This window comes from Gammaproteobacteria bacterium (assembly GCA_016200485.1).
Classification (GTDB): Bacteria; Pseudomonadota; Gammaproteobacteria; order Tenderiales; family Tenderiaceae; genus JACQEP01.
Map to the genome: position 1 here is coordinate 1 of JACQEP010000009.1, position 16,339 is coordinate 16,339.

The following is a 16,339-nucleotide window of genomic DNA, read 5'->3' on the forward strand; positions in this document are numbered from 1 at the left end:
GTCGGCTCATCACATCCTGGGGCTGTAGTCGGTCCCAAGGGTATGGCTGTTCGCCATTTAAAGTGGTACGCGAGCTGGGTTTAGAACGTCGTGAGACAGTTCGGTCCCTATCTGCCGTGGGCGTTAGAAACTTGAGAGGAGCTGCTCCTAGTACGAGAGGACCGGAGTGGACGTACCTCTGGTGTACCGGTTGTCACGCCAGTGGCACTGCCGGGTAGCTATGTACGGACGGGATAACCGCTGAAAGCATCTAAGCGGGAAGCCCACCTCGAGATTAGGTTTCTCTGGGACCTTGAGTCCCCTAAAGGGCCGTTGGAGACTACGACGTTGATAGGCTGGGTGTGGAAGTGCGGTAACGCATGTAGCTAACCAGTACTAATTGCCCGTGAGGCTTGACCATATAACACCAAAGATATTTGGTGGGTACGAAACAAACCGTACGACCTCAGTATTGCGACAATTCCCAAATTACGGCAGCCGGAGTATACCGGCGTCGAAAAAGTTTGCTTGGCGGCAATAGCGAGTTGGCCCCACCCGATCCCATCTCGAACTCGGAAGTGAAACGACTCAGCGCCGATGATAGTGTGGCAGATGCCATGTGAAAGTAGGACACCGCCAGGCTTTAATCAGTGACCCTCAGCTCGTGTGAGCTGAGGGTTTTTTTATTTCCCGGGTGCGGTCCTGCTTTCACGCGCCGCTCTCGCACATCCCTGTACTTCGCGGCATTCGAATTTTCCTGTTCATCAAGTGGGGTGAGAACGGATTAGCAAAAGCCAATAGGTTGGCTTAACCACCCGAGGCGCGGAGCAGGGGCCCCGGCAAAAGCCGGGGATGCAACCGCCGGTGGGTGGTATATCGTTCCTTTGGCGGTATCCGCTCCACCGAGGGTCGGATCCCCACTTAGGTGGGGCCCCTCCTCTGCCTCTCGGAGCGGTCCCGTTCGAACGCCCGAGCGTCTCGCGAGGGCTGGACCACCGCCAGGCTTTATTCCCAAAACCCTTGAGTGAGAGGTCGCTCAAGGGTTTTTCTTTTGTTTTTTTCGGCGTTGTCAAGCAAAAAATTTTAATAGTTGAGAAAGCGTAGGGGTTTAATTGGCCCTACTAATTTGGTATCTTTACACCCTAACAAAGATCAAGGTTCAAGCAGCAGGGACTGGGTTCTTTGTTTGTCACAACTTTTTTGATCGTAGTTAACGAGGAGAGATGTAGATGGCAACTAAGAAAGCGACTCAAGATGACGGTTTGATCGTGGTCTCCACTATTATTGCCCTGGTCGCACTGACCGTTCTGGGTTTTGGCATGGTTGGTTAATTAACTGAGCATTAGGCCGTCGATGAAAGGCCGGCGTACCGCCGGCCTTTCGCGTTTCCGGGGAGAGGTTATCAGTATCGGGGGGCGGGTATTTTTTCAAGTCAGACCTGATGGAGTTTGTTGCGGGCTCAGGTAAAGCGCATTTCTTTTGGTGATACAATTACTTCTCGCGATATTAGTTGATATCACATCTTTTGTAATAACCCCGAACTCAAAGAATAATATGATGAAAAAAACAACGCGCACCTATCTTGTTTTGGCGTTGCTTGTAATCACATCGCAGATCATCGGCTGCAGTGCGGGTGGTGGCAAGGTGGGTAGCCGTAAGGCGGCTTACACCGTCGGCGGCAATGTTTCTGGGTTGAGTGCAGCTGGATTGGCGGCGAACAAAGGTCTGATTTTACAGAATAATGGTGGGGATTCGCTGACGATCACGGGTAATGGCAGTTTTACTTTTGGTGGTGCGTTGCCAAATGGTCGTGACTATAAAGTGATAGTGCTCACCCCCCCGGAAGGGATGACCTGTTCGGTGAGTAACGCCGGTGGGACAGTGAATGGGGCCGATGTCACGAATGTTGATGTGAGTTGTGCAAATATTGAGACAACCTACACCATCGGCGGTACCTTGTCCGGGCTGATGTCGAGCAATAGTCTGGTGCTCCAAAATAATGGCGGCAACGATATTACGCTCAATAAGGAAGGTAGTTTTACCTTCGTGGCACAGTTAAAGACCGATGCTGCCTATAATGTTACGGTTGCGACACAACCTGTCAATCAATCCTGCGACGTAATCAATGGCAGCGGTACTGGTACCGTGAATAAAGCGGCAGTGACTACTATATCGGTTGCCTGTGTCATTACCTCTGGTCCGCCTGAGCTGCGGCTTGATTTTGGCATCAAGCAACTTAAATTCCATTGGGCGAAACGGTTGGGCGCTACTCATTACCGGCTCTTCGAAAAATTAAATGCGGGAGCGTCACCCGTGCAGGTGGGTGGGGATATTGCTAGCACCGAGTTGAGCAAGACACTGGGTATTGAGGCAATTCACTTCTATGATTGGCCGAATATGAGCTACCTGATGAAGGCGTGTGATGCCAATGGTTGCTCTGATTATTCCAATGAAGTGACTCTGGTCGGTGCGTCGGCTAAGGCAGTGGGTTATTTCAAGGCATCCAATACCGATGCGAATGATTATTTCGGTTGGGCAATGGCCTTAAGCGCCGACGGTCAGACGCTGGCTGTCGGGGCGTTTAATGAGGGCAGTGATGGTACTGCAATCGAGGTTCCGAATGCGGCCAACAGCAAGCAAGCCAATAATGCAGCGCCTAAATCGGGTGCAGTATATGTTTATACCAGGGACTCGTCTTCAGGCAATTGGTCACAGCAGGCGTATATCAAGGCCTCTAATGCCGGGGCAGGTGATTTATTCGGCATCTCGGTAGCGCTGAGCGAGGATGGGAATACGCTGGCGGTGGGAGCGATTAATGAGGATGGCAGTGCTACGACTGTTAACGGTGGAAGTAATGAGTCCGCTGTCGATGCAGGAGCGGCCTATGTCTTTAGACGTTCAGGAACAATCTGGACGCAGGAGGCGTATGTGAAGGCTTCCAATACTGGGGCAGGTGACGGCTTCGGGTATAAGTTAGCGTTGAGCGGCGATGGTAACACGCTGGCGGTGGGGGCGATTTATGAGGATAGTAATAGCGCTGGTACACCAGCCGATAATAGCGTGCAGGATGCAGGTGCGGTGTATGTTTTTACCCGATCAGGAACAACTTGGACGCAAGAGCAGTATCTCAAGGCGTCTAATCCAGGTGCGGGTGATTTTTTCGGGTACTCGGTGGCATTGAATAATAACGATGGCAATACCCTGGTGGTGGGGGCGATTCATGAAGATGGCGATGTTGCTTCTACGATGGCAGTCCCCAATGATACTGCCGCCAATGCGGGTGCGGTGTATGTTTTTACCCGTGCTGCAGGCGTATGGACGCAGCAAGCGTATCTAAAAGCTTCCAACACCGAAGCGGGCGATGGCTTTGGCTATTCGGTGGCATTGAGCGGGACTGGGAATACCTTGGCTGTTGGCGCTATTTATGAGGACAGTAATAGCGTTACTATGCCGGTTGATAATAGCGCGACTGATTCCGGTGCTGTCTATGTTTTTACCTTTTCAGGAAGCTGGGCACAGCAGAAATATCTGAAGGCCTCCAACGCCGAGGCAAATGATGGCTTTGGTTCTGCCGTGGCCCTGAATGTCGAAGGCGATACCTTGGCAGTAGGTGCTTACCACGAGTCAGGCAGTGTGGTGGGAATCAATGGTACGGAAAGCAGTAACACGGCGCCGACGGCGGGAGCGGCATATGTGTATTCGAATGTGAGTGCGGTATGGTCACAAAAGGCATATGTCAAAGCCTCGAATACGGCCGCTGGCGATAATTTTGGACACGCGGTGAGCCTGAGTAGGAATAATAATTCGAATCAATTTAAAAATACATTGGCCGTGGGGGCTTCTGCGGAATCAAGCTCGAGTACCGGGGTTGGTAGTGCGCGATCGACAGTGAGCGCGCCTTTTGCGGGCGCAGTGTATTTGTATTGATGCGCATTGTGTGTTGTCTTTCGCCAACAAACCCCGAAACATGTGTCGGGGTTTTGTTTTTTAGGCCAAGGGAATACAGATTCCGCGGTTTGTTAAACCACTCTACAATGATTAAAAAATAGCGGGGAGATTCTCATGCACTACCGTATTGCACCGGTACGACCACAGGCACATATCTTTGAAGTCAGGGTCACGATACCTGAGCCAGATCGTGAGGGGCAAGTGTTGGCGTTGCCGGTGTGGATTCCGGGCAGTTACATGGTGCGCGAGTTTGCCAGAAATATTCTCACCATTCGTGCCGAGACGAATGGTCGGCCAGTGATGTTGACCAAATCCGATAAACAGCGCTGGCAAGCGGCGCCGTCACCGGGGCCGTTGACGGTCATATATGAGGTTTATGCCTGGGATTTGTCCGTGCGCGCGGCGACTCTGGATCTGACGCGCGGCTACTTCAATGGCACCAGTGTCTTCTTGCAGGTGGTGGGGCAGGAAGATAAACCATGCACAGTGGAGATTGTGCCGCCACCGTTTGCGCAGCAATGGCGCGTGGCAACAACGTTGCGTCGCGATGGGGCTGAAGCCTATGGTTTTGGTCGTTATATCGCAGACAATTACGATGATCTGGTCGATCACCCGGTGGAATTGGGCGAGTTTACATTGGGCACATTTGCTGTGGCGGGTGTGCCGCATGAGGTGGTGATTACGGGTCGGCATAATGCCGATATGGCGCGCGTGTGCCGTGACCTGGAGGCGATTTGTGCAGCGCAGGTGCATATGTTTGGCGAGCTGCCGCCGATGGAGCGTTACTTGTTTTTGGTGACCGTGGTGGGCGAGGGTTACGGTGGCTTGGAGCATCGTTCATCGTGTAGTTTGCTGTGCAGCCGCGATGATTTGCCGTTGCCGGGACGTGCTGAAATGACCGAGGAATATCGGACATTTCTGGGATTGTGCAGCCACGAATATTTTCATACATGGAACGTCAAGCGCATCAAGCCGGCGGCGTTTGTGCCCTACGATTTAAGTGGTGAAAACTATACCCGCCAGTTGTGGGCCTTTGAGGGGATTACGGCCTATTACGATGATTTGATGCTGGTGCGCAGCGGCCGGATTTCTGCCAAACAATATCTGGAGACGCTGGCGCAGACGGTGACGCGTGTCTGGCGCGGCAATGGACGTTTTGTACAGTCGGTGGCGGATTCGAGTTTTGATGCCTGGATCAAGTTTTACCGTCAGGATGAAAATGCACCGAATGCGGTTGTAAGTTATTACACCAAGGGCAGTTTGATTGCTTTGGCATTGGATCTGTTGATTCGTAAACACACGAATAGTGCAAGCTCGCTGGATGATGTGATGTGCCGTTTGTGGCGAGATTTCGGTAAAAAGGGTGTCGGTGTGCCGGAGGGGTATATCGATCAACTGGCCGCCGAAATTGCAGGCGTGCGTCTGAATGATTTCTTTGCGCGCTGCCTCTATGGCACTGAAGACCCACCGCTGGAAGCGTTGCTGGAATATGTTGGCGTTGAATTTCGAATGCGGCCTGCAGAATCGAGCAGCGACAAAGGTGGTCAGGTCAGTAAAAAGACTACGCAGGGACTGGCTACGCGGCCAGTCTTGGGGGCGCGTACCAGCGGTGAAAATGGTGGGGTAAAGTTGCAGACGGTGCTCACGGGCAGCGCAGCAGAAAAGGCAGGCTTGGCGGCGGGTGATGTGTTGATGGCGATTAATACTTTGCGGACGACGCCATCCAATCTGGATAAGTTGTTGGGCCGTTTTGAAGTTGGCCAGAAGGTGATAGCGCATGCCTTTCGGCGCGATGAGCTGATGACGTTTGATGTCGTATTGCAGGCACCGCCAGCGGATACTTGCGAGCTAGTTTGGAACGAAGATGTCGATCCGCTAACGGCAGCGCGGGGCGCGGCCTGGTTGAGGGGTAATGCTTCAAGCTGAAAACTCAATGTCTGGTACGCACTGATCCTGGCGCGGCACGTTTTGTAAATTCCAGTGATGAATGGCCCACTGCCATAGTTCATCGAGCGTGGCGTCACTAAGTTCGGCAGGCGGCTGCTGACCGAGAAATTCCAAGACCTGAATAATGAGTTGTTGCGGGCGCCAGTGATCGATGCTGGCGGCGCCGGTTTGTTTACTCAGTTTCTGGCCGAGTTGATTGACAGCAATGGGTAGATGGGCGTAGCGCGGGGTGGGCAAGCCAAGTTGTTGTTGTAAATAAATCTGACGTGGCGTGTTGTCGAGCAGGTCAGCGCCGCGCACGATCTCGGTAATACCTTGGGCGGCATCGTCGACGACGACAGCAAGCTGATAGGCGAATAAACCGTCGGCGCGCTGGATGACGAAGTCGCCGACCGAGGACGCGAGATTCTGGGTATAGCGGCCGCGCAGTTGATCGTCGAAGCCGATGAGCTGGTCTATAGTAATGAGTCGGAGGGCAGACGGGCCGGTGGCAGTGGGTTTGACCCGGCGGCAGAGACCATCATAGACGAGCGATTCGGCAGTTGTCGGGTGGCGGGCGGCCAGTTCTTTGCGGCTGCAGTGACAGGCATACACCAGTCCCCGATGGCGCAGATCGGCGATGGTGGCCAGATAGGCCGCGCGGCGCTGGCTTTGGTAAACGACTGCCCCGTCCCACCCCAGTCCCAGTCGTTCCAGGCTGCGTAAAATGGCATCTGAGCCGCCAGGAACCTCGCGGGGCGGGTCAATATCTTCGATCCGCAGCAGCCATTCTCCGCCCTTATGGCGGGCCTGGAGATGGCTCCCAATCGCAGCGACGAGGGAGCCGAAGTGCAGGGGGCCGGTGGGTGAGGGGGCAAAGCGGCCGCAGTAGGGGTGAGTGAGATTCATAGGTGGCCTATTTTACAATCTTCCGGGTCGATTGCCTTGGAGCGATTCCGTAAGAAGCGCGTGGTTGCGTTACCCGGGGGGAGTAGGGTAAGTTTAGTCCAAGGTCGATTTAGACTCATTCTTAATTGTTGATCGAAAAGCTACATCCAAAGGAGAATAACTATGAGCGTATTGGTAGGCCGTCCGGCTCCTGATTTTACCGCTGCCGCAGTAATGCCCAATGGCAGCATCAAGGACAATTTCAAACTGTCTGATCTGAAGGGTAAGTATGTAGTGTTGTTCTTCTATCCGCTGGATTTTACCTTTGTCTGCCCGTCTGAGATCATCGCCCATGATCATCGCGTCGATGAGTTCAAGAGCCGTGGTGTGGAAGTGGTCGGTGTGTCCATCGATTCTCAGTTTACGCATCATGCTTGGCGCGAGACGCCGGTAGAGAAGGGTGGGATCGGCCGTGTCAAATTCCCGCTGGTGGCCGACGTGAAGCACGAAATTCAGAATGCCTATGGTATTGCGCATCCTGAGGCGGGCGTTGCGATGCGCGCCACCTTTCTGATCGACAAGAGTGGTGTTGTGCAACATCAGGTGGTGAATAATCTGCCACTGGGTCGTAATGTCGATGAAGTGGTACGCATGGTTGATGCCCTGCAATTCAGCGAGGAACATGGCGAAGTTTGCCCGGCTGGATGGAAAAAGGGTGCCGAGGGAATGAAGCCTACTACTGAAGGTGTTGCCGCTTATTTGGCTAAGCACAACAAAGAACTCTAATCTCCACGCGTGATGAATACAAAAGCCGGGTGCTTGTGGTATCCGGCTTTTTTCTTGCCTTAATTTTTTTCTTCTATCAGGGAGTCGCCATTGGGCAATAATGATTCCGGTGTTGGTCGGCCGTGATGTTTTAGCACGCGCCGTACACAATCGGTTTTCTTAGGGCCATTGCAATAATGGTTGATCCAGATTTTCTTGGTGTTGGTTTTGTAATTACGCCAGATTCCTTTGCCGCATTGTTTGAAGTTGGGACACAACGTGTGTTGAGGTGGCTGCACAGTCTTTGGGTCGTCCATGGTTATTAATTAATCCCTTTTGTATGATTCTGGCGGGCGCTCTGTAATCAGCACCCTTTGATAATAACGTGCCCTGTTGCAGAATCTTTAATTAATTCATTGATTGACAAGTATTTTTGACTGATTTGATATACTATTTTGTCAATAAGTTTGTGGTGATGATTGCACGATGAAGCCGATAGAGTTGCTTGGAATTCTTGCCGATGGACGTTTTCACTCCGGTGCGCAGCTTGGGCAGCGCCTGGGGGTGAGTCGTGCGGCGGTGTGGAAGCACATCAAGGCGCTCGCTGAGTTGGGGATTGATTGTCATTCAGTGCCAGGCAAAGGTTATCGTCTGACGGCGCCGCTGGAATTGTTACAGCATGAATCAATCCTGACTGCGATGAGTGATGCGCAACGTTCATTATTGTCTGCGCTGGAAATTCATTCAGAAATCACGTCAACCAATCGTTACTTAATGGAGCGGGCGGCGATGCTGCGTAGCGGTCACGCATGTTTTGCCGAGCGCCAGAGTGCGGGGCGTGGGCGGCGCGGCCGGGAGTGGGTGTCGCCGTTTGCGCGGAATATTTATTTGTCGGTGTACTGGCAGTTTGCGCTCAGTCCGGCGGATCTTTCGGCGTTAGGCCTGGCGATGGGTGTAGCAGTGATGCGCGTATTGCGGCAGCTGGGTGTGAAGGATGTGGGTTTGAAATGGCCGAACGATGTGTTGTGCCGTGGCCATAAGCTGGCGGGGATTTTGATTGAGATGAGCGGCGAGAGCGCCGGGCCCTATCACGTTGTTGTGGGCGTGGGTCTGAATGTGGATATGCCACAGACGCATCATGCCGCGATTGATCAGCCGTGGATAGATCTGGCGACTATCTTGCGCCACCCGGTATCGCGTAATCGGGTGGCGGGTAAATTATTGACAGAAATATTGGCGGCATTGGATGTTTATCAACGGCGAGGTTTTGCAGCGTTTCGAAATGAGTGGCAGCAGTGCGATGCGTTCGCGGGCGCGCCAGTGATGATCATGACGGCGATGGAGCAGATTGCAGGACGTGCGCGCGGCGTTGATGAAGCAGGGGCGTTGTTGCTGGAAACGGAATCCGGCATGCAACGTTTTCATTCGGGGGAAGTTAGTTTGCGGCGTTTTGCGGAGTGATGTGATGGTGCGTTTGCTGGTGGATATTGGAAATAGCCGCATCAAATGGAATTGTGCCAATGATGAGACACTAAGGGTGACGACAGCAGTCATGCGCAGCGATGATGGCTTGCCCAGTGAGTTGTTGACTGCATGGCAAGGGCTGGCAGCGCCAGCGGCAGTATGGGCGGTGAGTGTTGCTGGCGCCGGTGTTGATCATATCTTGGCGCAGTGGGTGAAAGAAAATTGGGGCTTGGCGGTTCAATTTGCCAAGCCATCCAGCAGTCGTTATGGCATTATCACGCGCTATCGCGAACCACAAAAATTGGGCGCTGATCGTTGGGTGGCAATGATTGGGGCGCGTGAGCAAGCGCCGGTGTGTGTCATTGATTGTGGTACCGCCATCACGTTGGATGTACTGACTGTCCGGCGCGAGCATGTGGGCGGTTTGATTGTGCCAGGATTGAATCTAATGCGCGCGAGCCTGACACAGCGTGTGCCTGGAATACGTGCCGGTGTGGTCGATAGTGTTGGGACTGAAACGGGAGTGTTGGGGCTGGATACCGTGTCAGGGGTACAACAGGGGACGCTCCGTGCTATCGTCGGGGCGATCAGGCATTGTGTGGCAGACATCGAGGCGGCGTACGGGCCGCTAGCACGGCAGATCACCGGCGGCGATGGGGCATTAATCCAGTCACTTCTGGGCGATGAGTATAACTATGTTCCTGATTTGGTATTACATGGATTGTTAAAAGTGGCTTTGGAAGAGCAATGATACGCGGGATCGCCATTTTTCTGCTGACACTCAACCTCGGCTATCTGGCCTGGAATATGTTGACGCCGCCGCCACAAGTTCCGGTCACAGCGGATAGCGAGCCATATTATGGCACCCGGTTGATGCTGTTGGCGGAGCGGGTGATCTCTTTGCCTGGGGCGCAGACCAATGGCGGGACGGGCAGCGGACCGTTGTCTCCGCACCCGGAACCAGCGCCGTCGCTTGTATCACCTGCGACCGAGCCGGCAAAGGTGGCGGAGGTCCCCCCCTTAGTTCCCCAGGTCAGAGCGCCTGAGTCTGTGACTAAAGTTGAACCCAAGCCCGAGATTAAACCGGTCGTGACGCCACCGCCACCTCCGCCCGTGCGTTCCAAACCCAAGGCATGTTATGCCGTCGGTCCTTTTTATCTGGTTGGCGATGTCGGGCGTGCCGCCGCCGTGTTTGAAAAAGAGGGGGTGAGCGCCCAGCAGCGGGCAGCGGCCGAGCGCAAACAGGCCGGATTCTGGGTCTATATTCCGCCGCGACCAACATTGCAGGAGGCGCGTGAGGTGTTGAGAACGCTCAAAGAGAAAGATATTTACGACGCGTTGATTATTGCCGAGGGTGAGAAACAGAATTCGATCTCGGTCGGGGTGTATCACGTGGAGCCGCAGGCTAAACAGCGCCAGGATGAGATCAAGGTCCTGGGTTATAAGGCCGTGGTTGAGCCTTTATATCGTACCCAGCCGCAATATTGGCTGGATCTGGAGCTGAAAGATGCGCGTGAGATTCCGGTCAAGCCGTGGAATAAGGTGCGAGAGGATTTTCCAGGGATATCGCAATCCGCACGCAAATGTGACTAGCCCATTAGGGATGCCTTAGGTAAAATGGCGCACCTTCGTCGTCAGGTGAGCCGGGTTAGCACAACGGTAGTGCAACCGCCTTGTAAGCGGTAGGTTGGGGGTTCAAATCCCTCACCCGGCACCATACAAACATGTCCTTTAGTTCATATTCCTTTCGGAACAGCATTATTGCGGCTGTTGTGTTAACGACAACACGAAATCAACCAGGATCTCAATATCCTGCTCACTGACGCGGCCACCGTAGGCGGGCATGACCACGCCGCCCGTAATCTCGGTCCAGTTGCCGCTACCACCTGTCTTGACCTTCTTGATCAGGTGGCTGCGGGCACCTTCATCTCCGGCATAGCGTTTGGAAACCTCCTGCCAGGGCGGGCCGATGATTTTGTGGTCTACGGCGTGACAGTTAAGACAGCCGCTCTTCTGGGCCAAAGCTAAGGGCGGGGAGAGCGTGGGTTCGGTGGCGGGCGCGCTTAATTGACTGAGCGTGTGGGGCTTGATGGGCGAAGTGATTTCGTCGTGGGCGCTGCCTGGCGCTTCGGGTGGAGCCTGCTGCTCGCATGCGGCGAGGTTAAGGGTGAGTGTCAGCGCGGCGATGATCAGGCGGCCAAGGTTCATGGCGGGCTCCATTGTTTGGGGGCTGGAGCAATAATACTCCTCGAACGTGGCTGTTGCGAGAGTGTTAGGATGGCAAATCGTGACAGGAGGATGATATGGGTGATGTCATTAAATTCCGTAAACCCAAACTCAGCGAGAAACACAAGGGCAACACCTTGTGTCGTGAAGGATTCCATAAGTGGCAGGTGATGCAGGATCAACGTTTCGATGTGAAACAGGGAAAACTAGTGACGGTTTATAAGTGTAGCCGCTGTGGTGTGACCAAAACGGAATTAAAGTAATCCGCAAATTTCCAGTTTCCGAATAAAATAATGTAATGAATTTACCGATTGAAGCCATCCTCCCGCAGTTGCAGCAAGCGCTGGCGGGGCATGTCAATGCCGTGCTGCAGGCAGCGCCAGGCGCAGGCAAAACGACGCGCGTGCCGTTGGTGTTGCTGGCAGCACCGTGGTTGCGTGGACGCAAGATCATCCTGCTTGAGCCGCGGCGTTTGGCGGCGCGCACTGCGGCGCATTATATGGCGCAATCGCTGGGTGAAAGTGTTGGCCAAACGGTTGGATACCGGGTGCGGCTTGATAGCCGTGTCAGTGCCGCAACGCGCATTGAAGTCGTGACCGAAGGGGTGCTGACGCGGATGTTGCAATCCGATCCGGCGCTCGAAGGTGTGGGGCTGGTGATCTTCGATGAATTCCACGAACGCAGTTTGCAGGCGGATTTGGGTCTGGCCTTGTGCCTCGAAACACAATCGGCGCTACGCGATGATCTGAAACTATTGCTGATGTCGGCGACGATCGATGGTACAAAGGTTGCTGCCTTGCTCGGCGACGCGCCCGTCATTAGCAGTGCCGGACGCAGTTTTCCAGTGGCTGTGCATCATTCAGCGCCGCCCGCCCATGCCAGTCGCGATCAAACGTTGCAGCATGTGGTGAGTGCCGTGCTGCGCGCCATGCGCGAGGAGTATGGCAGCATACTCGTGTTTTTGCCGGGCACGGGGGAGATCCGGCGCGTCGAACAATGGCTGCAGGCGCAAGTATCCAATGCCGAGGTGATGATTACACCGTTGTATGGTGAATTATCGATCGAAGCGCAGGAACAGGCGATTCGGCCTGCGCCTGCCGGTAAGCGAAAAGTGGTGTTGGCGACCAATATCGCTGAAACCAGTCTCACCATCGAGGGGATACGCATCGTGATCGATGCCGGTCTGGCGCGCGTACCGCGCTTTGATCCGAATAGTGGTTTGACGCGTCTGGAGACAGTGAATGTCTCGCAAGCAGCGGCCGATCAACGCTGTGGCCGCGCCGGGCGCCTGGAATCCGGTGTGTGTTATCGTCTGTGGCCGGAAGGTCGTCATTTGTTACCTTATGCGTCACCGGAAATTCTGGAGGCTGATCTGGCGCCGCTGACATTGGAGCTGGCGCAGTGGGGATGCCGCGATCCGCAGCAACTCGCGTGGCTCGATCCGCCGCCGGCAGCGGCTTATGCCCAGGCACAGGAGTTATTGCAGCGGCTTGGCGCCTTGGATAATGAAAATCGAGTAACAGCGCATGGCCGCGAGATGGCGGCGCTACCTGTGCATCCGCGTTTGGCACACATGATATTGCGGGGGCGGGATATCGGTGCCGGAGCGCAGACCTGTGCGTTGGCGGCATTGTTGTCAGAGCGTGATGTGTTGCGTACCGGCAAAGAGCGCAATGCGGATATGCACACGCGTATGCAAGTGTTGCATGGTGTTGTGCGCGACGAGGAATTTGACCGTGGTGCGTTGCAGCGCATTAAGCAGACGGCGGCGCAATGGCGGCGACAGTTAGGGATCTCAACGGAAAATTATGATGATGCCCTGCTCGGCGTGTTGCTGGCGTATGCCTATCCCGATCGTATTGCCCAGCGGCGCTCAGGTGACGCCGGGCGCTATTTGCTGGCGAATGGCCGTGGGGCCGTCTTCACACAACACCAGTCATTGGCGGATGCAGCCTATCTGGTGATTGCACAACTTGAAGGCAGCGAGCGCGAGGCGAAGATATTTCTTGCGACGGCCATTAGTGAACAACAAATCGAACATTATTTTGCCGCGCAAATCGAGAGTCGTGAATTTGTGGAGTGGGACCGCCGCGAAGAGGCGGTGATGGCGCGGCGCCAGCGGTGTTTGGGCGCCTTGGTGCTGGAAGATTTGCCGCTGACGCAAGCAAGCCCAGAGCACGTGACTCAGGCGTTACTGGCAGGGATCCGGCAGCTGGGTCTTGAATCTCTGCCCTGGGACAGGCAAACGCGGTTTTGGCAAGCACGGGTGCAATTTCTGCATCGTCTGGAGCCGGAACAGTGGCCCGATGTCTCGGATCAAGCGCTGATGGCTACGCTCGAAAAATGGCTGGCGCCCTTTGTGACGGGGATGAGCCGGCGAGTGCATTTGGCGAAGCTGGACTTGGCGGGCGCATTGAATCATTTGTTGTCATGGCAGCAACAACGGGCGCTGGATGAATTGGCGCCAACGCATGTGCAAGTCCCCACCGGTTCGCGTATTGCGCTGGATTATAGTAACGATCCGCCGGTGTTGGCGGTGCGCTTGCAAGAGATGTTTGGTGCGACGGATACGCCGCGCATCGGTGGTGGCAAGGTGAAGCTATTACTGCATCTGCTTTCCCCCGCGCAGCGGCCGGTGCAAGTGACACAGGATTTGGCCGGTTTCTGGCGCGGCAGTTATCATGAGGTCAAAAAAGACCTCAAAGGCCGTTATCCCAAACATTATTGGCCGGATGATCCCTTGCAGGCGGAGCCGACTCGCCGCGCCAAGCCGAGGCCGCACTAAAGCGTTTGGCTCGTGGCCGATCGAAATCATGATGGGATGCTGAATGAAGACAAGGATGTGCCCCATTTTGTTGGTCAGGATCATTATTAAATGGGTAAACCCCGGCACGCAACCGAACGCCTGAGCGGGACGTTCGGTTGCGTGCAGTGATGTTACTGGGGCTTGCTGGCAGGTTTTGCCGGAGTGGTTTTTGCGGGAGCGATTTTTTTGGCGGCAGCAGGTTTGGTGCTGGGATTTACGGCGGCCTTGGGTTCGGCTGCTGACGTGGCGTCGCCAGTCTTGGTGAGTTTGCTCAGGCGAGGCTTATCCGCATCGCTGACCTGATGTTCTACCTGATATAGGATCTTCGCTAATTCCCGTTCCTGTTCTGAGGCGCCGGGATCTACCATGACTGAGCGTAATTTCGGCTTGTCTTCCTGACGTACGGAATGATCCATGTTGATCAAGGATGATGCGAGACGGCGTTCATTTTCGGTCACGCTGTGGCTGTCGATAATGCTTTGCAGATCCTTTTTCTCAGTAGCTGATGGCTGGTGGTTTAGTTTCAGCATGATCGATGCCATGGTTTCGGTGGCATTAGTTGCGTGAGCGGCTAAAGGTGACGCCATAGCCAGTGCAACGATTAATGCTAATTTTTTTTTAATCATCTCTTAGGTTCCCCTCCGGTAGTAATAGTCTAAATTAGCCGTCTTGGCGGTTATTATTTGGTGTATTGTCCGAGACGGATTTTTTCACGATCTTCTGGTTGTGACTCCAGTTTGTAGAGTACTTTGGCGATAGCGCGCTCGGCATCGGTTGCACGCGGGCTGATCATGATGTCACGCATTTTTGGTTTGTCGTCAGCTTTCACTTTGTCTTCGACGCCGATCAGGGCGCTGGCCAAGGTACGCTCATATTCGGTGGTCGAAGTGCTGCTGGCGATTTCTTGCAGGGCCTTCTTTTCTTGATCAGAAGGAACCTTGCTGAGATTGATAACGATAGTGGCCATCTGCTGGGTGGCAACTGTGCCTTCGGCCATGGCCGCGCACTGGAAGCCGATCATCAAAGCAATGGTGGCACCGATTAATTTGCTATTCATTGCATCTCTCTCCAAGTGGACAATATAGTAGGGCCACTATTCTATACAGGATTACCCGGCCCGTCACGGGTAAAAGGAGGTTGTTATGGTTGGGTTTGTGAAGCCGGATTATCTTGGTGGCGGGATCGTCAATCTGATGAGCACGATTATCCGCGGCCGGGGTGGTGAGATGGGAGATTACCTGCCGCTGACGGGTTTGGATCTCGAAGTATTTGATTCAGCACGCAATGTGGTATTGCTGGTGGTGGACGGGCTAGGCCACGACTATCTCCAGGGCGCGGGCGGGATGATGGCGGGGCAGGTAGCGCGGTCGCTGACGTCTGTCGCGCCGCCGACCACGGCCACCGCGGTGACGACATTTTTGACCGGAGTGGCGCCGCAGCAACATGGCTTGACCGGCTGGTTTGTCCATTTTCGCGAGGTGGCCAGCGTCCTGGCGGTGTTGCCGTTCCAACCGCGGCTGGGAGGCGCTGCGCTCGGGCAGACCGGGATCAGTGCCCATCAATTGCTGGGGCATGTGCCGATATTCGACCGGATGCCGGTGCAGAGTTATTCCGTGAGTCCGGCCTGGATTGCCGAATCCGAATTTAATCGCGCGCATCTGGGGCGTGCACAGTTGGTGCCGTTTCAGAATCTGGATGATCTTATTACCCAAATTAATCGCGTCGTGCTCAGTCACGATCAACGCAAATATGTGTACGCCTATTGGGCCGGGTTTGATGGTCTGGCGCATGAGCATGGCGTCGGCAGTTTCCAGGTGGCAGAACATTTCAAGCGTATCGATCAGGGTGTGGCTCGGTTGCGGGAATCAATGGCGGGTAGCGATACCTTGTTGTTGGTGACAGCGGATCATGGGTTTGTGGATATCGCGCCGGAAAATAGAATCGATATCAATCAGCACCCGCAATTACGACAAATGTTATCGCTACCGCTGTGTGGTGAGCCACGGATGGCCTACTGTTATGTACGTACAGCGCAGGCGCGTGATTTTGAATCCTATGTGACCGAACAATTGGGTCATGCGGTCGCGTTGTTTTCAAGCCAGCAAATTCTGGAGGAGGGATGGTTTGGATTAGGCGCCCCGCATCCAGAGCTGTTGGCGCGGTTGGGGGATTATGTGCTGGTGGCGAAAGAAGGTTATGCCTTGGTGCAGCGACTGCCGCATGAAACGCCCTTGCGGCATATTGGATTTCACGGAGGAGTGAGTAGGGCGGAAATGCTGGTGCCGTTGGTGATGATGCGGGTGTGATGAGTGACGGGTTGTTAAAAAACGCGCTGCA

13 protein-coding genes, 1 tRNA gene and 2 rRNA genes are annotated in these 16,339 nt (G+C 54.5%); 12 read left to right on the plus strand and 4 right to left on the minus strand.

Annotated features, from left to right (window positions below; translation table 11 throughout):
- The 4 genes from HY272_04805 to HY272_04820 all read left to right on the plus strand — a co-directional run.
- A 23S ribosomal RNA gene (locus HY272_04805) occupies window positions 1-412 on the plus strand; the annotation flags it as partial.
- Window positions 413-506: 94 nt separating this feature from the next.
- Window positions 507-621, plus strand: a 5S ribosomal RNA gene (rrf, locus tag HY272_04810).
- A 915-nt stretch (window positions 622-1,536) separates the two neighbouring features.
- Window positions 1,537-3,906, plus strand: coding sequence for an integrin (locus tag HY272_04815; GenBank protein MBI3772000.1), 2,370 nt, complete (start codon window positions 1,537-1,539; stop codon window positions 3,904-3,906).
- 135 nt (window positions 3,907-4,041) lie between these two features.
- On the plus strand, window positions 4,042-5,853 hold the full coding sequence (locus tag HY272_04820; GenBank protein ID MBI3772001.1) for a M61 family metallopeptidase: 1,812 nt from the start codon (window positions 4,042-4,044) through the stop codon (window positions 5,851-5,853).
- On the opposite strand, the gene gluQRS is transcribed toward HY272_04820, so the two are convergent.
- Window positions 5,845-6,762 (minus strand): tRNA glutamyl-Q(34) synthetase GluQRS, encoded by a 918-nt coding sequence (gene gluQRS, locus HY272_04825; protein MBI3772002.1) that lies wholly within the window; start codon window positions 6,760-6,762, stop codon window positions 5,845-5,847. The two genes, HY272_04820 and gluQRS, sit on opposite strands and share 9 nt — an antisense overlap.
- Before the next feature lie 162 nt (window positions 6,763-6,924).
- Between gluQRS and HY272_04830 the strand changes: the two genes are divergently transcribed.
- From HY272_04830 to HY272_04850, 5 genes are all read left to right on the plus strand, one after another.
- A complete protein-coding gene (locus HY272_04830; GenBank protein ID MBI3772003.1) occupies window positions 6,925-7,527 on the plus strand; it encodes a peroxiredoxin in 603 nt (200 codons plus the stop codon).
- A gap of 465 nt (window positions 7,528-7,992) precedes the next feature.
- Complete coding sequence (birA, locus tag HY272_04835; protein MBI3772004.1) at window positions 7,993-8,967, plus strand: bifunctional biotin--[acetyl-CoA-carboxylase] ligase/biotin operon repressor BirA; 975 nt, start codon at window positions 7,993-7,995, stop codon at window positions 8,965-8,967.
- A gap of 4 nt (window positions 8,968-8,971) precedes the next feature.
- A complete protein-coding gene (locus HY272_04840; GenBank protein ID MBI3772005.1) occupies window positions 8,972-9,721 on the plus strand; it encodes a type III pantothenate kinase in 750 nt (249 codons plus the stop codon).
- On the plus strand, window positions 9,718-10,563 hold the full coding sequence (locus HY272_04845; GenBank protein ID MBI3772006.1) for a hypothetical protein: 846 nt from the start codon (window positions 9,718-9,720) through the stop codon (window positions 10,561-10,563). The genes HY272_04840 and HY272_04845 overlap by 4 nt, the downstream gene beginning before the upstream one ends.
- A 49-nt stretch (window positions 10,564-10,612) precedes the next feature.
- Window positions 10,613-10,687, plus strand: a tRNA-Thr gene (locus tag HY272_04850).
- Between the two features lie 41 nt (window positions 10,688-10,728).
- Here HY272_04850 and HY272_04855 read toward each other — a convergent pair.
- Window positions 10,729-11,178 (minus strand): c-type cytochrome, encoded by a 450-nt coding sequence (locus HY272_04855; GenBank protein ID MBI3772007.1) that lies wholly within the window; start codon window positions 11,176-11,178, stop codon window positions 10,729-10,731.
- Between the two features lie 95 nt (window positions 11,179-11,273).
- Here HY272_04855 and HY272_04860 point away from each other — a divergent pair, with 95 nt between their 5' ends.
- Both HY272_04860 and hrpB read left to right on the plus strand, forming a co-directional pair.
- A complete protein-coding gene (locus HY272_04860) occupies window positions 11,274-11,459 on the plus strand; it encodes a hypothetical protein (GenBank protein MBI3772008.1) in 186 nt (61 codons plus the stop codon).
- A 35-nt stretch (window positions 11,460-11,494) separates the two neighbouring features.
- Window positions 11,495-13,981, plus strand: coding sequence for an ATP-dependent helicase HrpB (gene hrpB, locus HY272_04865; protein MBI3772009.1), 2,487 nt, complete (start codon window positions 11,495-11,497; stop codon window positions 13,979-13,981).
- A gap of 152 nt (window positions 13,982-14,133) precedes the next feature.
- On the opposite strand, the gene HY272_04870 is transcribed toward hrpB, so the two are convergent.
- Both HY272_04870 and HY272_04875 read right to left on the minus strand, forming a co-directional pair.
- The gene (locus HY272_04870; GenBank protein MBI3772010.1) at window positions 14,134-14,628 is read right to left on the minus strand and encodes a hypothetical protein; all 495 of its coding nucleotides are present in this window, start codon (window positions 14,626-14,628) and stop codon (window positions 14,134-14,136) included.
- Between the two features lie 53 nt (window positions 14,629-14,681).
- On the minus strand, window positions 14,682-15,059 hold the full coding sequence (locus HY272_04875) for a hypothetical protein (GenBank protein ID MBI3772011.1): 378 nt from the start codon (window positions 15,057-15,059) through the stop codon (window positions 14,682-14,684).
- Between the two features lie 85 nt (window positions 15,060-15,144).
- Here HY272_04875 and HY272_04880 point away from each other — a divergent pair, with 85 nt between their 5' ends.
- Complete coding sequence (locus HY272_04880; GenBank protein MBI3772012.1) at window positions 15,145-16,308, plus strand: alkaline phosphatase family protein; 1,164 nt, start codon at window positions 15,145-15,147, stop codon at window positions 16,306-16,308.
- Window positions 16,309-16,339 lie beyond the last annotated feature (31 nt).